The organism is Nonomuraea corallina (assembly GCF_027620315.1).
GTDB lineage: Bacteria > Actinomycetota > Actinomycetes > Streptosporangiales > Streptosporangiaceae > Nonomuraea > Nonomuraea corallina.
Genome location: NZ_JAPNNL010000182.1, coordinates 1 through 14,580 on the forward strand (window position 1 = coordinate 1; position 14,580 = coordinate 14,580).

Here is a 14,580-nt window from a genome sequence, read left to right on the forward strand (position 1 = left end):
CCAGCTCCTGCCCGGCACCGAGACCGCCCCGCAGGCCGGCCTCACCCAGCAGCGGCTGTTCGGCTCGCTGCTCGGGCTGCTCCACGAGATCCAGCCGGTGCTGTTCGTGATCGAGGACCTCCACTGGGCCGACCGGTCCACCCGCGACCTGCTCGTGTTCCTCAGCCGCATGGTCCAGACCGAGAGCGTCTGCGTCGTCGGCACCTACCGCACCGACGACATCCACCGCCGGCACCCGCTGCGCTCCGTCCTCGCCGAGCTCAAGCGCCTGCCGACCGTCACCGGCGTGGAGCTGGGCCCGCTCGACGCCGACGAGATGTCCGACTACGTGTCCACCTTCGGCGCCGTCGGCGCCCACGACCTCAACCTCATCGTCACCCGCGCCGACGGCAACCCCTTCTACGCCGAAGAGCTGTTCGCCGCCCTGGCCGAGGGCGAGAGCCTGCCCGACGGCCTCGCCAGCCTGCTGATGTCCCGGGTCGAGGTGCTCTCCCCGGCCGGCCAGCAGGTGCTGCGCGCCGCCGCCGTCGCCGGCCGCAAGGTCGAGGACGAGCTGCTCCGCGAGGTCGCCGGGCTGCCGCTGCCGGAGTTCGAGGAGGCGGTGCGGGAGATCGTCTCGCGCGGGCTGCTCCGCGTCCACGGCCGGGGCTACGCCTTCCGCCACGCCCTGCTGCAGGAAGCCGTCTACCACGACCTGCTGCCCGGCGAGCGCACCCGCCTCCACGCCGCCTTCGCCCGCCTGCTCACCTCACCCGCCGAGCTGGCTCACCACCACCTCGCCGGCCATGACCTGGCCGGCGCGCTGGCCGCCTCCGCCCAGGCCGGCCGGGAGGCCGAGCGTCTCGGCGCGCCCGCCGAGGCCCACAGCCACTACGACCGCGTGCTCAGCCTGTGGGACCGCGTCGACGACGCCGCCGAGCTGGCCGGCGAGAGCCGCGAGGCGCTCGCCTTCCGCAGCGCGGTCGCCGCCGCCGACAGCGGCGACAACCACCGCGCCATCACCGCCCTGCGCGCCCAGCCCCAGACCAGCGAGGTGAGCGAGCGGCTCGCCTACTACCTCGTCGAGATCGACGACCACGACGCCGCCGTCACCGCCGCCGAACACGCCGTCGAGACCGCGACCGACCAGACCTCCCTCGCCAGGGCCTTGGCCACCCTCGCCCGCGCTCTGCTGTGGACCGCACGCCACTCCGAGGTCGAGGAGCTCGCCCACCGCGCCCTCGACACCGCCCGCGCGGCGGGCGCCAAGGACGCCGAGACCAACGCCCAGCTCATCCTCGCCCTCTACACCGAGGTCCACCACGGCCTGGCCAAGGCCCACGACCTCGTCCGGCTCGCCACCGCCACGCGCAGCGGCGACCTGGCGATGGACCTGCGCGCCCGCTTCCACCACGCCCGCATCCACTACGACCAGGGCCGCATGGCCGAAGCGGCCGAGGTCGCCGACGCCGGCATCCGGCTCGCCCACGAGACCGGCCTCACCTGGAGCATCTACGGCACCGAGCTGCGCTTCCTCCGCTTCCTCATCCACTACGCGTCCGGCGACTGGGACCAGGCCGAAGCGGTCGCGGCCGGCTTCGGCGCCCGCGTCGGCACCATCCCCGAGGCCCTGCTGTCGTCGTTCGCCCTGTTCATCGAGGTCGGCCGCGGCCGGCCCGCCGTCGAGATCCGCCTCGAATGGCTGCGCCCGTTCTGGGACGACCAGCTCACCGCCTACATCTCCCGCGGCCTGGCCGCCGAACACGCCCTGTGGCACGGCGACCCCGCCGCCGCCCTCGACCACGTACGCGCCGCCCTCGACGTCCTGATGCCCGGCGACCCCGGCACCGTCCGCCTCGCCGCCGTCGGCCTCTGGGCCCTCGGCGACCTCGGCGCCACCGAAGGCGCCGACGAACTCCTCGCCGCCTCCCGCCACGCCGTCGAATCCGGCATCCTCGGCGAGCGCGCCCACATGGGCCCCGAAGGCCAGGCCTGGGTGCTGCGCGCCGAAGCCGAATGGCACCGCGTCCACGGCCGCCTCGACCCCGAGCTGTGGCGCCAGGTCGCCGACGCCTTCGCCTTCTTCCCCTACGAGGAAGCCCGCGCCCGCTGGCGCCTCGCCGAAGCCCTGCTCGCCTCAGGCGACCGCGACGCCGCCATGACCGAGTGGTCCCGAGCCGAAGCGACCGCCACCCGCCTGCGCGCCGAACCACTGTGCCGCGCCCTCGCCGACCTGGCCCGCCGCGCCCGCTTCAGCACCGGCGGCGCCGACAGCCTGCTCACCGCACGCGAGCAGGAGGTGCTGGGTCTCGTCGCCGAGGGGCTGACCAACAAGGAGATCGCCGGCCGTCTTTTCATCGCGCAGAAGACGGTCAGCGTCCACGTCTCCAACATCCTCGGCAAACTCGGCGTCTCCACCCGCACCCAGGCCGCGGCCGCGGCCCGCCGCGACGGCCTCATCCCGTGACGAGGTCCCGCACCACCTGGATCAGCTCACCCGGATCGAACGGCTTCGTCAGATAGGCGTCCACCCCGATCTCCCTGCCCCGGCGCTTGTCGTCATCCTGCGCCCGCGCAGTGATCAACACCACCTTGATGTGCCGCGTCGCGTCGTCGTTACGCAACCGCTCAGCCGTCGTCCACCCGTCCAGACACGGCATCATCACATCCAGCGTGACCACATCAGGCCGCACGTCCAGCACCCGATCAAGGCAATCCTGCCCATCGGTGGCCGTCACCACCTCGAACCCCTCAAGGTTCAGATTGACGGCGATGAGCTGACGAATGACCTCGTCATCGTCCACGACCAGAACTTTGCCCAGAACCTCACCCACGGCGGTCAAGCTAGCGGTAGCAGAGCGGTGACGGGGGGTTTTCCGGCGATGTGTTGGCGGACGGTTATCTGGTGCCGAGGGGGTCCGGAATACTGGTAGCCTTGGTTCTCGTTGAGCCCCCTTAGCTCAGGGGATAGAGCACCGGCCTCCGGAGCCGGGTGCGTAGGTTCGAATCCTACAGGGGGCACTCTTCACCAGCCAGGCCGGACATCGTCTGACCTGGCTTTGTGCTTGTTTCCGTAGTCATGTGACCTTGCCGTCCTGCGACGTTGTTCGACACGTTGAGACGAGATGCGCGAATCCTTGATCATTGGTCGTCTTCTCGGGCGCGGTCCATCCGCTTGATCCACACCTCGTCGTAGCCGGCCATGCAGCGGTGGTGGATCCGTTGCGGCACGCGGTGCACGGCCCAAGGCATCGTGCTACGGGCAACTGATGGGGGCGCCGTTGGTCGGCGAGGCGGGCGAGCCTTCCAAGGTCGTGCACGTGTCCGCGTCGTTCCCGCCGTCACCGCCGTCGCCGCCGCCGATCGGGTTGTCCTGGCCGCGCAGCGTGTCCTCGCCGCCGTTGCCGTACAGCGTGTCGGAGCCGTTCTCCCCGAACAGCTTGTCGTTGCCGTCCCCGGCGCTGCCGGCGCCGCTGAACAGATCGTCGCCGTAGATGGTGTCCGCGTTGTCGCCGCCGTGCAACTTGTCGTTCCCCGTGTTGCCGATGATGGTGTCGGCGTTGTCGCCGCCGCAGATGATGTCGTTGCCGCCCCCTCCGCTCAGCGTGTCGGCGGCCGCGGTTCCGTAGATCCAGTCGTTGCCGCCCGTACCGTTCTCCACCACCGGTCCTGGCAGGGCGCTGTCGTTGATCGTGTTGTAGCCCGCCGCGATGGCTTGGGCCTCCGTCATCCCGCCGCACTCCACGATCAGCGAGGTGGCGTGCGCGGCCCCTGTGCCGAGGAGGACTCCGGTCCCGCCCAGCAGCAGTGCCGCCGCCCCCGCGCCGGTCCTGAAGCGTGTGCCCCAGTGTTTGGTCATCTGTCTGTTCCTCCGTCGTCCCCGCGGTGCGGGGTCCTCGGGACGGCTGGTCCGCCCGTACGTGCAAAGATCCCTCGTTCCAAGGGTTCGTTGCACGTACAAAGACCGGACCCGACGTGCACTTTTGCGTGTACGCCGACGACCTGCGGGCGAAGGGGGCGTTCCGCTTCGGTAGCCGATCGTTTACCACTCACCGCGGGGCTTGGGAGGTATCTGGCACCCCTGCCTTCAGTACCTCAGAGACCTTTGCGGCTCAGGAGGGCGGCGGCGCCGCCCTCGGCGAGATCCTCGGCATGCGGCGGCAGGGTCGTGCCAGCGCGCAGGTGGCGTCGGACCAGCGCGAGAGGAAGGTCGATCAGGGCGAGGGTGACGCGGTCGGCGGCCTCGGGGGCGTGCAGTTCCAAGGCGTCGGTGAGCGCGGCGAGCGCTGTGCGGACGCGCTGGTCGCCCGCCTCGGCGCGCCGGAGGTGCGGCTCGGACCAGTGGGCGCGGTCGAAGTCGTCCGCGCCGTAGAGCAACACGGTCGCCTGCTCGGGATGGGCGCGGCTCCAGGCGACCACCTGGCGAGCCGCGGCCCGTGCGACCTGCGCCGCGTCGTGGGTGGGTCCGCTGGCGGGGGTGCCGAGAACGGTGAGGTACCCCTCCTGGAAGGTCTCCACGGTGCGCAGCCACATCTCGGCGAGCAGGTCCGTGCGGGTGGCGAACCGGTGGTAGATCGAGCCGTTCGGGGCGCCCAGCTCCGCTGCGACCGCGGACATGGTCACGGCCGCCGGTCCGGCTGCCGCAGCTTTGCGTACGGCGGCGTCGAGGAACTGGTCGGCGGTGAATCGGGCTGGCCTCGCCATGAAATGGAGGATACTCTCCTGAATATTAGAGGAAGATCTCTGAAACCTGGTCGGGAGGACTCGATGGGCGTGTACAACGTGCACGAACGCCTGATCCACGCGGAACAGAGCGAGGTCGGGCCATTGATCGACTCCCTGGCCGGGGACCACGACGCGCTGTGGCCGCGCCGTGACTGGCCCCCGATGCGCCTGGACGGGCCCTTGGCCGTCGGAGCGGCAGGCGGACACGGCCCCATCCGGTACACCGTGATCACCTACGTTCCCTCCACCTGGGTGCGCTTCGGTTTCAGCGGACCACGCGGCTTCGACGGGTTCCACGAGTACGCCGTGCTGCCTGTCGACGAACACCGGACCCTGCTGCGCCACACCCTGGCCATGCGTGTCCACGGCTCAGCCCGTCTCACCTGGCCCTTGCTGTGGCGGCACCTGCACGACGCCTGCGTGGAGGACAGCCTGGACCGCGCCGAAGCCACCCGGAGTCCACTGGCGCACCCCGCGCGCCGGAGCCCTTACGTCCGCCTCCTGCGCGCCCTCCTCGCCCGGACCGTAGCAAGGTAGAGGCAGCCACCATGCGATCAGCGGCGGCAGCCGGGTCGGCACCGTCCGAAGACGCGACGGGTCACGGCCAGCGCACCTCCGGGGTGCGTTCGACGAACTGCGCGTACGGCTCGAACGCCCGCTCCACCTCCGCCCGGTCGCTGCCGCCGAGCGGTGTGAGCGGCTGAACGGTGATCCGTACCCCGCTCTTCGTGAGGGTGCGTGTCCAGGTGGCCACGACCCGGCCGGCGCGTACCACGGTGGACCGGAAGATCCCGTTGCCGCCGGGGATGATGGCCGCCTTGTGCTCGTCGGCGACCATGAGCGAGCGGTCCTTGTAGCCCAGCAGGTATTCGTCGAACCCCGGCAGCACGAGCACCTCGTCGCCGACCGGGGGAGGGACGGTGTCGAGGAGCGCGGCGTCGACGTACGTCTCCACCCCTTGGACGGTCACCTTGGCCAGCGCGTCGCCGGCCACGGCGATGCCGCGTTTGGCGTCGGTCGCGGTCAGGCCCGTCCAGCCCGCGAAGTCCTGCCGGGTGGTCGGCCCGCGCCCGCGGAAGTAACGCAGGGCGATGGTGCCCAGCGCCTCGTCGCGCTCCGGCCGGTGCGGGTCGGGGACCCACTCGTCGAGCAGCACGAAGCTCTGCTCGTTGCCGAGGTTGGGGGCGATGCACAGCAGGCCCCGCTGGCTGGCGTACCACAGCAGGTGGTAGCCGCGCTGGCCGCTGGTGTCGATGCCCTTCTCGGTCAGCACGGCCAGGCACTCCGACCGGCTCAGCCGCCCGCCGCCGGCCAGGGCCGCCCCCAGCACCTCCATGGCCTGGACGGCGGTCTCCTCGGAGAGGCCGAGTTGTTCGCGCCGCCTCGCCGCGACGCTCAGCACCCGGACGCCCATCAGCTCGACCATCCAGCGGGCGTCGCGGGGCGGGACGAAGTGGATGGTGCCGCGCATCGGCCACGTGCGCAGCGCCTCACGCCGCTCCAGCGCGGCGGTGACGTCCGCGGCGGTGTGTCCGGGCAGTCGCGCGCCGAACGACCACAGTCCGCTGGCCAGGTCCTGCGCCTGCATCGCCCCGAGCCAGGTCACCACCTCGGCCACGCTCGTCGCCTGACCGGCGCCGCCGGTCGACGCTCGGAGCAGCAGGCTGGACATCCGCAGGCCGAGCGCCTGCCGGGGGGTGAGTTCCACGGGTCAACCGTATCCTTCGCCACCGACAATCGGGCCGGGCTCGACCTCGGTCGGCAGGGCGGCGCATCGGGTCCGGCCGGCGAGCAGGCGGCGCCACTCGGCCGTCTGCGCCCGCGGCCTGGACGGTCCGGCGGAACGGTCGCTCGCGGGTCGCCCAGAACCGTCCGGCGTCGCTGCGCATGATCTGCCACCCGGCGAAGACCGGACTTGCGGCGGCTGTAGCCCTGTGGTGTGTCAGTCGAGGTCAGGCGTACATCCAGGCGCCAGCGCAGGAGGGCAGGGCCGCTCTCCCCGCGACTCCGCCGGCGTTCACCGCCACTGAGCGCGGGCCAGGGTAAGCCCGTACACGTTCACCGCGCCGCTCGCCTTGAGCCGCATGGCAACCGCGTTGAGGCTGCTGCCGGCGGTGAAGACGTCGTCGTAGATCATGACGCGTCGGCCTCGCACGCGAGCCGGGTCCGGCACATGTAGTGCGGCATACAACTCATGCGCCGCGATCCGACGCTCAACAAGCGAGGTCGTGTCCCGCATCCGGGGATTGGCTCGCGTCTTTTCGATGAGCGGCGGATCCAGCACGAAGGGGGAGATGCTCCTCGTCTTCGAGGATCGCCCGTTCGATGACGTACCCAGTATGGTCATTGCCTTTGCGTGCCTGGTGCGGCTCACGATAGGCGGGCATCGGGATGATGTCGTCCACCTCGTCGACGAGCTCGGGGTGGGTGTAGAGGTGACCCAAGATGATTCGCGCGAAGATCATCCCCCACCCGTATGCCCCGCCCTTCAGCCGGAGAACCCCCTGCTCCAGGACGCCGGCCTTGACTCCGACGACGGCCGTCCACTCGAAGGCACGCTGTGGGTCGCTGCAGAGCCGGTTGGAGCAGGTGAGCTCGCCACTCCGCAACGCCTGGTGGCAGATCCGGCAATTGGGTTCGTTCGGCGGCTGCAGGCTCTCCGATGCGCACTCGTGGCAGATGCGGACGTGCCCCGCCTGCAAGTAGGGACATCCGCCGCAACTGCCGAATCCGGCGGGGGGTGGGCCGTCGCCGTAGGCCGGCCGCCCTGGCCTGGTCACCACAGCGCCCCGGGCGACGGCTCCTCCAGGTTCAGATCTTCGAAGTCGAGGGTCATCTGAGCGCGGGACTCGTTGACGGCTTGGATCCGATCCGGGCTGGACAGGCTCTTCACGACATCGTCCACGTCCTCCACCATGAGCGCCCCGCGCGTCTTGACGTACTCCTGTGCCCACGGCTGAGCCTCGGTGAGACTACGTAGCAGGAACACCCTTTTGCCATGCTCCAGCGCCAGCCGCGCCTGCATCTTCGCCCCGGACGTGCTCGCCGCTTCGATCACCACCGTGCCTTGCGCGATGCCGGACATGGTGACATTGCGGCGGGGAAAGGTATAGGTCGCGCCGTTGGCTTCCGGCCAGAACTGGGAGACCACGGCCCCGTTCTCGGCGATCCGGTCGGCCAGGGCGCGGTTCTCGGCCGGGTAGCAGCGCAGGATGCCTGTCCCCACGACCGCGATCGTCCTGCCGCCGGTATCGAGCGCCGCGGTATGCGCCGCGGTGTCGATGCCTCGGGCAAGGCCGGACACTACGGTGACCTGACGTTCGGTGAGCAGGCCGGACATCCGGCGTGCCCGGCGTAGTCCATCCTCGCTCGCCTGGCGGGTGCCGACGACGGCCACGCTGCGCAGGTCCGCCTCGCGCAGCTCGCCCCGGACGAACAGGAACGGTGGAAGGTTGTAGATCAACCGGAGGGTGGCGGGGTACGCCTTGTCCACGACAGTGACGAGTCGGGCCCCGCTGTCGGCCGCGAGTTCGGCCTGCTGAACGGCGGAGTCGACGTAGCGATCGAGCTCCTGGGCGCTGTTGGCGATGAGGGCTCTGGCTTTGGTCGCCTCAGGGGAGGACTCGATGATGTCACCCGACCACAGGCGGGCCAAACCGTTGGGACGTTGGGCCTCTCGCGCGATGAGGTACCAGCTGACGCCTTTGACCATGCATATCGCGAGCAGTCGTGACTGCTCTTCAGTGATCCGCATCCTACTCTCCAAACACATGTTCGAATGCGTGACTCATAGTACTGCAGATACCTATGCCGCCCGAAGATATGTCCATATTGCTAGCTGGTACCAGATGTCCCCCGAACTGCGTCGATGGTCGATATGGCGACATGGTCGATGTCTGCTCGCAGCTTGATATAACACAAAGACATCTAGTTCTTACGGTGAGTATACGGGCGATGTGTTCGACGACCTGTGCCTACTGAGAATGTCAGCCGACCGTCCAGGCCGGCCGAGCTCAACCCCGCGACCGGCGGGGCGGCTCATCGAGTCTGGCCGGCGAGCAGGCGGCGCCACTCGGCCGTCTGCGCCTGCGGCCTCGACGGTCCGGGGGAACGGTCGCTCGCGGGTCGCCCAGAACCGTCCGACGTCGCTGCGCATCATCCGCCACCCGGCGAACACCGGACGGGCAGCGGCTGCAGCCTTATCGTGTGTCATGGGTCAGGACCACCGTACAGCGGTTCCAGAGCCTGCGGACTCCGGCTTCGGTCAGTTCACCTCCGATCAGAACAATGAGTAATCCCCTGATAACAGGTGTGATCAGGGGGCACTGAGGGTGGTCAGAACGCCGCCGGGTCTGACAACAAGGTGCTCACGATGGTGGCCGAACTTCCCGCATGGTGCTCGGACGTAGCCGGGAGTGCTTGGTCACCGGTTGGCCCGCATCCACTCCGCGAAGGCCGCCAGGCCCTCTTCGGCGCCGCGGCGGCCGATGCCGATGCGGAAGCGGTCGGTGGGTGTGGGGGTGAGGTCCGAGCGGTAGATACTGGCGGGCAGCAGCAGGACGCCGGCTTCCCGTACCAGGTCGGCGCAGAAGGTTTCCACGCCGTCGGCGCCGAGGTAGCGGGGGTAGCTCACGCAGCCGCCGTCCGGCGCGCGCCACTCGAAGTGGTCGGCGAACTCGGCGAAGAACGCGTCGAACATCGGCAGGTTGTGCGCGATGAGGGCGCGGTTGCGGTCCAGGATCGTCTCGCGGGCCTTGAGCGCGATGCGGGCCAGGACCTCGCTGGGCGCGGAGTTGCAGATGGTGGTGTAGTGCTTGGCCCGTTCGAGGCGGGACAGGAGGTCGCGGTCGCGGCAGACGATCCAGCCGATCCGGAGTCCGGGCAGGCCGAGGGCCTTGGAGGTCACGTTCAGGGACAGCGCGCGTTCGGACAGGTCGGCCGCCTGGGGCAGGGTGCGGGCCGGGTCGCGTTCGAGGCCGCGGTAGACCTCGTCGCTGAACAGGTGGATGCCGCGTTCGTCGCAGAGGTTCACCAGGGCGGTGAAGTCGGCCGCGTCGATGACCTTGCCGGTGGGGTTGTGCGGGAAGTTGACCGAGACGACGCGGGTGTCGGGGCGGATCGCCGCCGCCACCTCGTCGAGGTCGAGGGCCCAGTCGCGGTCCGGGTCGAGGGCCACGCCGGTGACCTCGCACAGCGACAGCGGCACGGTCTCGGCGGACTGGTAGTTCGGGGTCAGCACCACCGCGTGGTCGTCCGGGCCGAGCAGGACGTGCGAGGCGAGGTAGAGGGCCTCTTCGGCGCCGGCGAAGCAGAGGACGTCGTCGGGGTCGGCGTGGGCGTACGTGGCGGCGATCGCCTGGCGCAGGGCCGGGTCGCCGAAGGTCTCGGTGTAGCTCAGGGGCAGGTTCTCGAAGGCGTGCCGGTCCTCGTCGTCGGCGAGGGCGAGCAGTTCGGAGAGCGTCATGGTCTGGGCGTCGGAGGCCGTCAGGTGGTGACGGGCGGTGAACTCCCACCGGGAGAAGTAGGTTTCCAGCCGGAAGTCGGGAAGTGCGGTCACGGTCGATCCTCCGTACGCGGGGCTCGCAGCTCCGCCAGCAGGTTGTAGAGGGTGGAGCGGGAGACGCGCAGGGCGCCGGCGACGACCGGCGCCGCCCGGCGCACCGCGAGGACCCCGTCCTCGTCCAGTCGGCGGAGCACGGCCAGGCGGTCCTGGCGGGTCAGGCGTTCGACCGGGTTGCCGGTCTCGCGGACGCGGGCGCCGATCACGTGCTGGACGCGTTCGCGCCAGTCCTGTTCGAACAGCGGCTGGGGGCGCGGCGCGGTCGGCGCGCCGAACGCGGACAGGACGGCGGCGGCCTGTTCCAGCGGCGTGCGGTCGAGGTTGACGCACAGTACCGCCGACGTCTCCCCCTGGGGGTCGCGCAGGATCGCGGTGATGGAAGACAGGCGGCGACCGTCTGCCAGCAGTTTCTCGTACGGTCCGTACACGTCCGTGGCCGACGGGGGGAGTTCGTCGAGTTCGCCGAGGAAGGAGGGGTCTCCGGGGGCGCGGGAGGTCATCGGGTTCCAGATCTCCAGCACCTGGTCGGTCTCGGGATCGTGCAGGACGACCTCGGCGTACGGGCTGAGCAGCAGGGCGACAGCCTGGCAGACCGGGGCCCACGTCCGGACGCGGGGGTCGGCGGCGGTCATGGCTGGATCATATGTCTGTTCTGGACAAACAGTCCAGGACGGTCAGGCGGGGAGGCCGAACAGCCGTCCGGTGACCCGGAGGGCTTCCGGATCGCCCTGCGCGCTCAGGCGGCCCTCGGCGGACGCGGCCGCCGCGGCGGCGGGCTCGCGGGCGATCTCGGCGAGGGTCGGGGCGTCGGCGAAGGTCAGGACCACGTCGGGATCGTCGGCGGGGCCGGGGGTCGCGCGCAGAATCCCTCCGGAGACGACGGCGTGCAGCGCGGTCGGGCCGACTCTGAACTCGACGGTGACGCGCGCCTCCGGCTCCCGCTCCGGCCGGAACATCGCGCGCAGCGACGGGGCGATCCAGTGGATCTGGAAGGCGTCGTCCTCGCCCTGCTCGCCCAGCAGGCCCAGGCCGAACCTGGCCAGCTCGATGATCACGGGCTCCAGTCGGCGGCCGGCCGGCGTGAGCTCGTAGACCTTCGACGCTGCGGGCGGGGGAAGGGTGCGGCGGCTGATGACGCCGGCTTCCTCCAGGGCCTTGACGCGGGCGGCGAGCATGCCGGTGGAGACGCCCGCCAGCCCGGCGAGCAGGTCGACGTAGCGCTTGGGCCCGTCGAGCAGCTCCCGCACCACCAGCAGGCTCCAGCGCTCGCCCACCACGTCGAGTGACCTGGCGACGGCGCAGTAGTGGCCGTAGGGGCGCGTCGTCATGGCCGCACGCTAGCGCAGGTCGTCCGGATCTCCAAGCGGGCACTTCATTTCTTGAAGTTAGTGCTTGACTTTCAGGAGTGTCCTGGTAAGGCTGAGGGTTCCCGGTCTCTCCCATCCCCGCGCGTCCGGAGCTCTCATGACCCTGCTGAAGGCCGATCCGGCCGACACCGTCTTCCCGGTGGAACACCTCTGCGACTTCGCCATCACGTTCGCGTCGATGCGGACCCTCACCACGCCGACGGCCACCCGGCTCATCGCGAGCATCAGCCACGGGTCCGTCGAGGGCCCTGGCCTGTGCGGCGAGTTCCTGGCCGGAGGCGGCGACTGGATCACCGTCGGCTCGGACGGCGTCGCCCGCATGGACGTACGGGCGCTGATCCGTACGCACGACGGCGAACTGGTGCATCTCACCTCCACCGGCCGTGTCACCCTGCCGGACACGGCGATCAGCCGGTTCACGGCCGGTGAGACCATCGCCTGGAACGAGATGCACGCGCGTTCGGCCCCGCTGTTCGAGACCGGCGCCGAACGCTACGCCTGGCTGAACTCCACGGTCACCGTGGCCGTCAACGAGCTGGCGCTCGACCACGTCGACTACCGGGTCTACCGCGTCGGCTGACCGCTCGCCTCCGGCGGTCCCGGCTCCTGCCCGGGCCGAGCGTAATCGGCTCGCGCTGGAAGTCCGTGGCGTGCGAGGGTTGCGGCGGATCCATGCGTCGTCGCCTGGAGAGAAGAGGATGACGTTGCGGGAGTCAGAGGTCGCGCGTGCCGTCGCCGCGGCCAGGTCGATCGCCTCGTCACTCGGCCTGGCAGCCGCCGACGCGGTCGTTCTGCACAACTCGAACAAGCTCACGCTGCGTCTGCTGCCGGCCGACGTCGTGGCCAGGGTGGCGCCCCGGGCGCACCAGATCGCGGAGTTCGAGGTGGGGCTCGCCCGCCGGCTCGCCGAGGCCGGGTGCCCGGTGGTCGCACTGGACCCCCGGGTGGAGCCACGGGTCCACGAGGGTGACGGCTTCGACATCACGCTGTGGACCTTCTGCGAACCGGTCACTCCTCAGGAGCTGTCCGCGGCCGGCTACGCCGCCGCGCTGCGGCGGCTGCACGCGGGCATGCGCGAGGTCGGCGTCCCGGCGCCGCACGTGACGGACCGGGTCGGGCAGGCGCAGCGGTTCGTGGCGGACCGTGACCACACCCCGGCGCTCGCCGACGCGGACCGGGAGCTGCTCGGCGACACGTTGCGGAGCCTGGGACGGATGGTCGGCGAACGCGGCGGCGCCGAGCAGCTCCTGCACGGCGAGCCGCATCCGGGCAACGTGCTCGTCACGAGGGACGGGCCGCTGTTCGTCGACTTCGAGACGTGCTGCCGCGGGCCGGTGGAGTTCGACCTGGCCCACGCGCCCGAAGAGGTCGCCGAGCATTACCCGGGCGTCGACCGGGAGTTGCTGCGCGCGTGCCGGATCCTCGTGCTCGCGATGGTCACCACGTGGCGCTGGGAGCGGGACGACCAGCTGCCGGACGGGCGCAGGCTCGGCACGGAATGGCTCGGGCGGATCCGGGAGGAGCTGGACGCCTTCCGGGGCGGGCACCCGCCGGTTACGTGATCAAGCGCCGTGCGGAAAAAGCATGAATTTCGCCCAGTCAGGTGCGAAGCTGGCGTTGTGAGTGACACGCGGACCGTGGTCCTGGTCGAAGGAGCGAGCGACAAGTCGGCCGTCGAGGCGTTGGCCGAGCGCCGTGGCTGCGACCTGGCCGCCGAAGGGGTCTCCGTGGTGGCGATGGGCGGCGCCACGAACATCAGGACGTACCTCGGCAGGTTCGGCCCCGCGGGCAGCGGGCTGCGGCTGGCCGGACTGTGCGACGCCGGTGAGGAGGAGGACTTCCGGCGAGGGCTGGAGCTCGCCGGCCTCGGCTCCGGTCTCGGCCGCGGCGACATGGAGGCGCTCGGGTTCTTCGTGTGCGTCGCCGATCTGGAGGACGAGCTGATCCGTGCCCTGGGCGCCGCCGCCGTCGAACGCGTCGTCGAGGCCGAGGGTGATCTCGGGTCGTTCCGTACGCTGCAGAGGCAGCCCGCGTGGCGCGGCCGGGACGCGCACGACCAGCTGCGCCGGTTCATGTCGGCGGGGTCCGGCCGCAAGATCCGCTACTCCCGGCTGCTCGTCGCGGCGCTCGACCTCGGCCGCGTGCCGCGCCCGCTGGACCTGCTGCTCGCCCATCTGTGGGGCAGCCGGACCGGGTGAAAAGAGTCGCCCGCCGTCGGCGGTCGCGTCAGGCGGGCGAGGGGTCGTCGATCGGTTCACGCCGGTTGACGGGCGTCGGGATCTGGCTGACGGCGGGCCGGGGTCAGCGGTCGTACGCAGGGTGAGGACCGGTCGCCGGCTTCCCGAAGACCAGGCTCGGCCCCGGCGTCAGCCGGGCGCCGAGGGCGCGGGCGCCGATCACCATGGCGGCGGCGGCCAGGACGATGTCCTTGAAGATGTACTGGGCCTCCAGCGTCGGGGCACCGGGGAACAGGTCAGTGAAGAACAGGACGTACGGTGCGAAGAAGCCGGCCAGTGCGCCGGTCATCACGACCAGCCCGGTTTTCAGGAGCCTGCCGGTGACCAGGGTGAGGCCGATGAAGACCTCCATGGCGGCGATCACGAACTGGGCCGCGTAGCCCGACAGCAGACCTAAGGACAGCTTCTCCAGGGTGGCCACCGAGAGGGCCTCGGCCGGGCTGACCCCCGGGAAGAACTTGAGGGTGCCGAAGGCGACGAAGACCAGCCCGAGGCTGACGCGCAGGACGTCGATGCTGTGCCGGGACAGCCAGGTGGCCAGCTTGGAGATCGTGTTCTCGATCATTGGGTACTCCCCGTCGATGTCGTTTCCGTCTGGAACCAGACTGACGAAACGGGCAGCGGGAAACGTCCGGCGAGGGGAGGCAGTCGGTCTACACCCTCACTTGTACGGCGGGGGTCGCGCCTACCGCCGCACGTCTAGGGGACGACC

General features: G+C 70.5%; 15 protein-coding genes and 1 tRNA gene. 6 read left to right on the top strand and 10 right to left on the bottom strand.

All coding sequences use genetic code 11. The annotated features are described in order from the left end of the window. The coding region (locus OUY22_RS30830) for a helix-turn-helix transcriptional regulator (protein WP_270158742.1) at positions 1 to 2,446 on the top strand (2,446 nt) is incomplete at its 5' end. Here the strand turns inward: OUY22_RS30830 and OUY22_RS30835 are convergent. Further along, positions 2,436 to 2,813 carry a response regulator gene (locus OUY22_RS30835; protein ID WP_270158743.1) on the bottom strand — a complete coding sequence of 126 codons (378 nt, stop codon included), beginning with the start codon at positions 2,811 to 2,813 and terminating at the stop codon, positions 2,436 to 2,438. The genes OUY22_RS30830 and OUY22_RS30835 overlap by 11 nt on opposite strands. Before the next feature lie 115 nt (positions 2,814 to 2,928). Here OUY22_RS30835 and OUY22_RS30840 point away from each other — a divergent pair. Beyond that, positions 2,929 to 3,000 (top strand) — tRNA-Arg (locus OUY22_RS30840). A 235-nt stretch (positions 3,001 to 3,235) separates the two neighbouring features. Here OUY22_RS30840 and OUY22_RS30845 read toward each other — a convergent pair. Both OUY22_RS30845 and OUY22_RS30850 read right to left on the bottom strand, forming a co-directional pair. After that, entirely contained in the window at positions 3,236 to 3,838 is a 603-nt protein-coding gene (locus OUY22_RS30845) for a calcium-binding protein (protein WP_270158744.1), read from the bottom strand. Positions 3,839 to 4,074: 236 nt separating this feature from the next. Then, a complete protein-coding gene (locus OUY22_RS30850) occupies positions 4,075 to 4,683 on the bottom strand; it encodes a TetR family transcriptional regulator (RefSeq protein WP_270158745.1) in 609 nt (202 codons plus the stop codon). A 63-nt stretch (positions 4,684 to 4,746) separates the two neighbouring features. On the opposite strand from OUY22_RS30850, the gene OUY22_RS30855 reads away from it, so the two are divergent. Then, the gene (locus OUY22_RS30855) at positions 4,747 to 5,241 is read left to right on the top strand and encodes an SRPBCC family protein (RefSeq protein ID WP_270158746.1); all 495 of its coding nucleotides are present in this window, start codon (positions 4,747 to 4,749) and stop codon (positions 5,239 to 5,241) included. A gap of 61 nt (positions 5,242 to 5,302) precedes the next feature. On the opposite strand, the gene OUY22_RS30860 is transcribed toward OUY22_RS30855, so the two are convergent. The 6 genes from OUY22_RS30860 to OUY22_RS30885 form a co-directional block, all read right to left on the bottom strand. Next, complete coding sequence (locus OUY22_RS30860; RefSeq protein ID WP_270158747.1) at positions 5,303 to 6,412, bottom strand: winged helix DNA-binding domain-containing protein; 1,110 nt, start codon at positions 6,410 to 6,412, stop codon at positions 5,303 to 5,305. A gap of 505 nt (positions 6,413 to 6,917) precedes the next feature. Next, positions 6,918 to 7,406: a hypothetical protein gene (locus OUY22_RS30865; protein WP_270158749.1), complete on the bottom strand. Its 489-nt coding sequence runs from the start codon at positions 7,404 to 7,406 to the stop codon at positions 6,918 to 6,920. Positions 7,407 to 7,480: 74 nt separating this feature from the next. Then, positions 7,481 to 8,458, bottom strand: a complete 978-nt coding sequence (gene dprA, locus OUY22_RS30870) for a DNA-processing protein DprA (protein ID WP_270158750.1) — start codon at positions 8,456 to 8,458, stop codon at positions 7,481 to 7,483. Positions 8,459 to 9,127: 669 nt separating this feature from the next. Beyond that, complete coding sequence (locus OUY22_RS30875; protein ID WP_270158751.1) at positions 9,128 to 10,261, bottom strand: pyridoxal phosphate-dependent aminotransferase; 1,134 nt, start codon at positions 10,259 to 10,261, stop codon at positions 9,128 to 9,130. After that, on the bottom strand, positions 10,258 to 10,896 hold the full coding sequence (locus OUY22_RS30880) for a helix-turn-helix transcriptional regulator (RefSeq protein WP_270158753.1): 639 nt from the start codon (positions 10,894 to 10,896) through the stop codon (positions 10,258 to 10,260). Before OUY22_RS30880 ends, OUY22_RS30875 begins: the two co-directional genes overlap by 4 nt. 42 nt (positions 10,897 to 10,938) lie before the next feature. Next, positions 10,939 to 11,592 carry a winged helix-turn-helix transcriptional regulator gene (locus tag OUY22_RS30885; protein ID WP_270158754.1) on the bottom strand — a complete coding sequence of 218 codons (654 nt, stop codon included), beginning with the start codon at positions 11,590 to 11,592 and terminating at the stop codon, positions 10,939 to 10,941. Positions 11,593 to 11,728: 136 nt separating this feature from the next. Between OUY22_RS30885 and OUY22_RS30890 the strand changes: the two genes are divergently transcribed. From OUY22_RS30890 to OUY22_RS30900, 3 genes are all read left to right on the top strand, one after another. Next, positions 11,729 to 12,211 carry a DUF3237 domain-containing protein gene (locus OUY22_RS30890; protein ID WP_270158755.1) on the top strand — a complete coding sequence of 161 codons (483 nt, stop codon included), beginning with the start codon at positions 11,729 to 11,731 and terminating at the stop codon, positions 12,209 to 12,211. 118 nt (positions 12,212 to 12,329) lie between these two features. Continuing rightward, positions 12,330 to 13,193, top strand: coding sequence for a phosphotransferase enzyme family protein (locus tag OUY22_RS30895; protein WP_270158756.1), 864 nt, complete (start codon positions 12,330 to 12,332; stop codon positions 13,191 to 13,193). Positions 13,194 to 13,250: 57 nt separating this feature from the next. Next, a complete protein-coding gene (locus OUY22_RS30900; RefSeq protein ID WP_270158757.1) occupies positions 13,251 to 13,829 on the top strand; it encodes a TOPRIM nucleotidyl transferase/hydrolase domain-containing protein in 579 nt (192 codons plus the stop codon). A gap of 103 nt (positions 13,830 to 13,932) precedes the next feature. Here OUY22_RS30900 and OUY22_RS30905 read toward each other — a convergent pair whose 3' ends face one another. After that, on the bottom strand, positions 13,933 to 14,433 hold the full coding sequence (locus OUY22_RS30905) for a DoxX family protein (protein ID WP_270158758.1): 501 nt from the start codon (positions 14,431 to 14,433) through the stop codon (positions 13,933 to 13,935). Positions 14,434 to 14,580 lie beyond the last annotated feature (147 nt).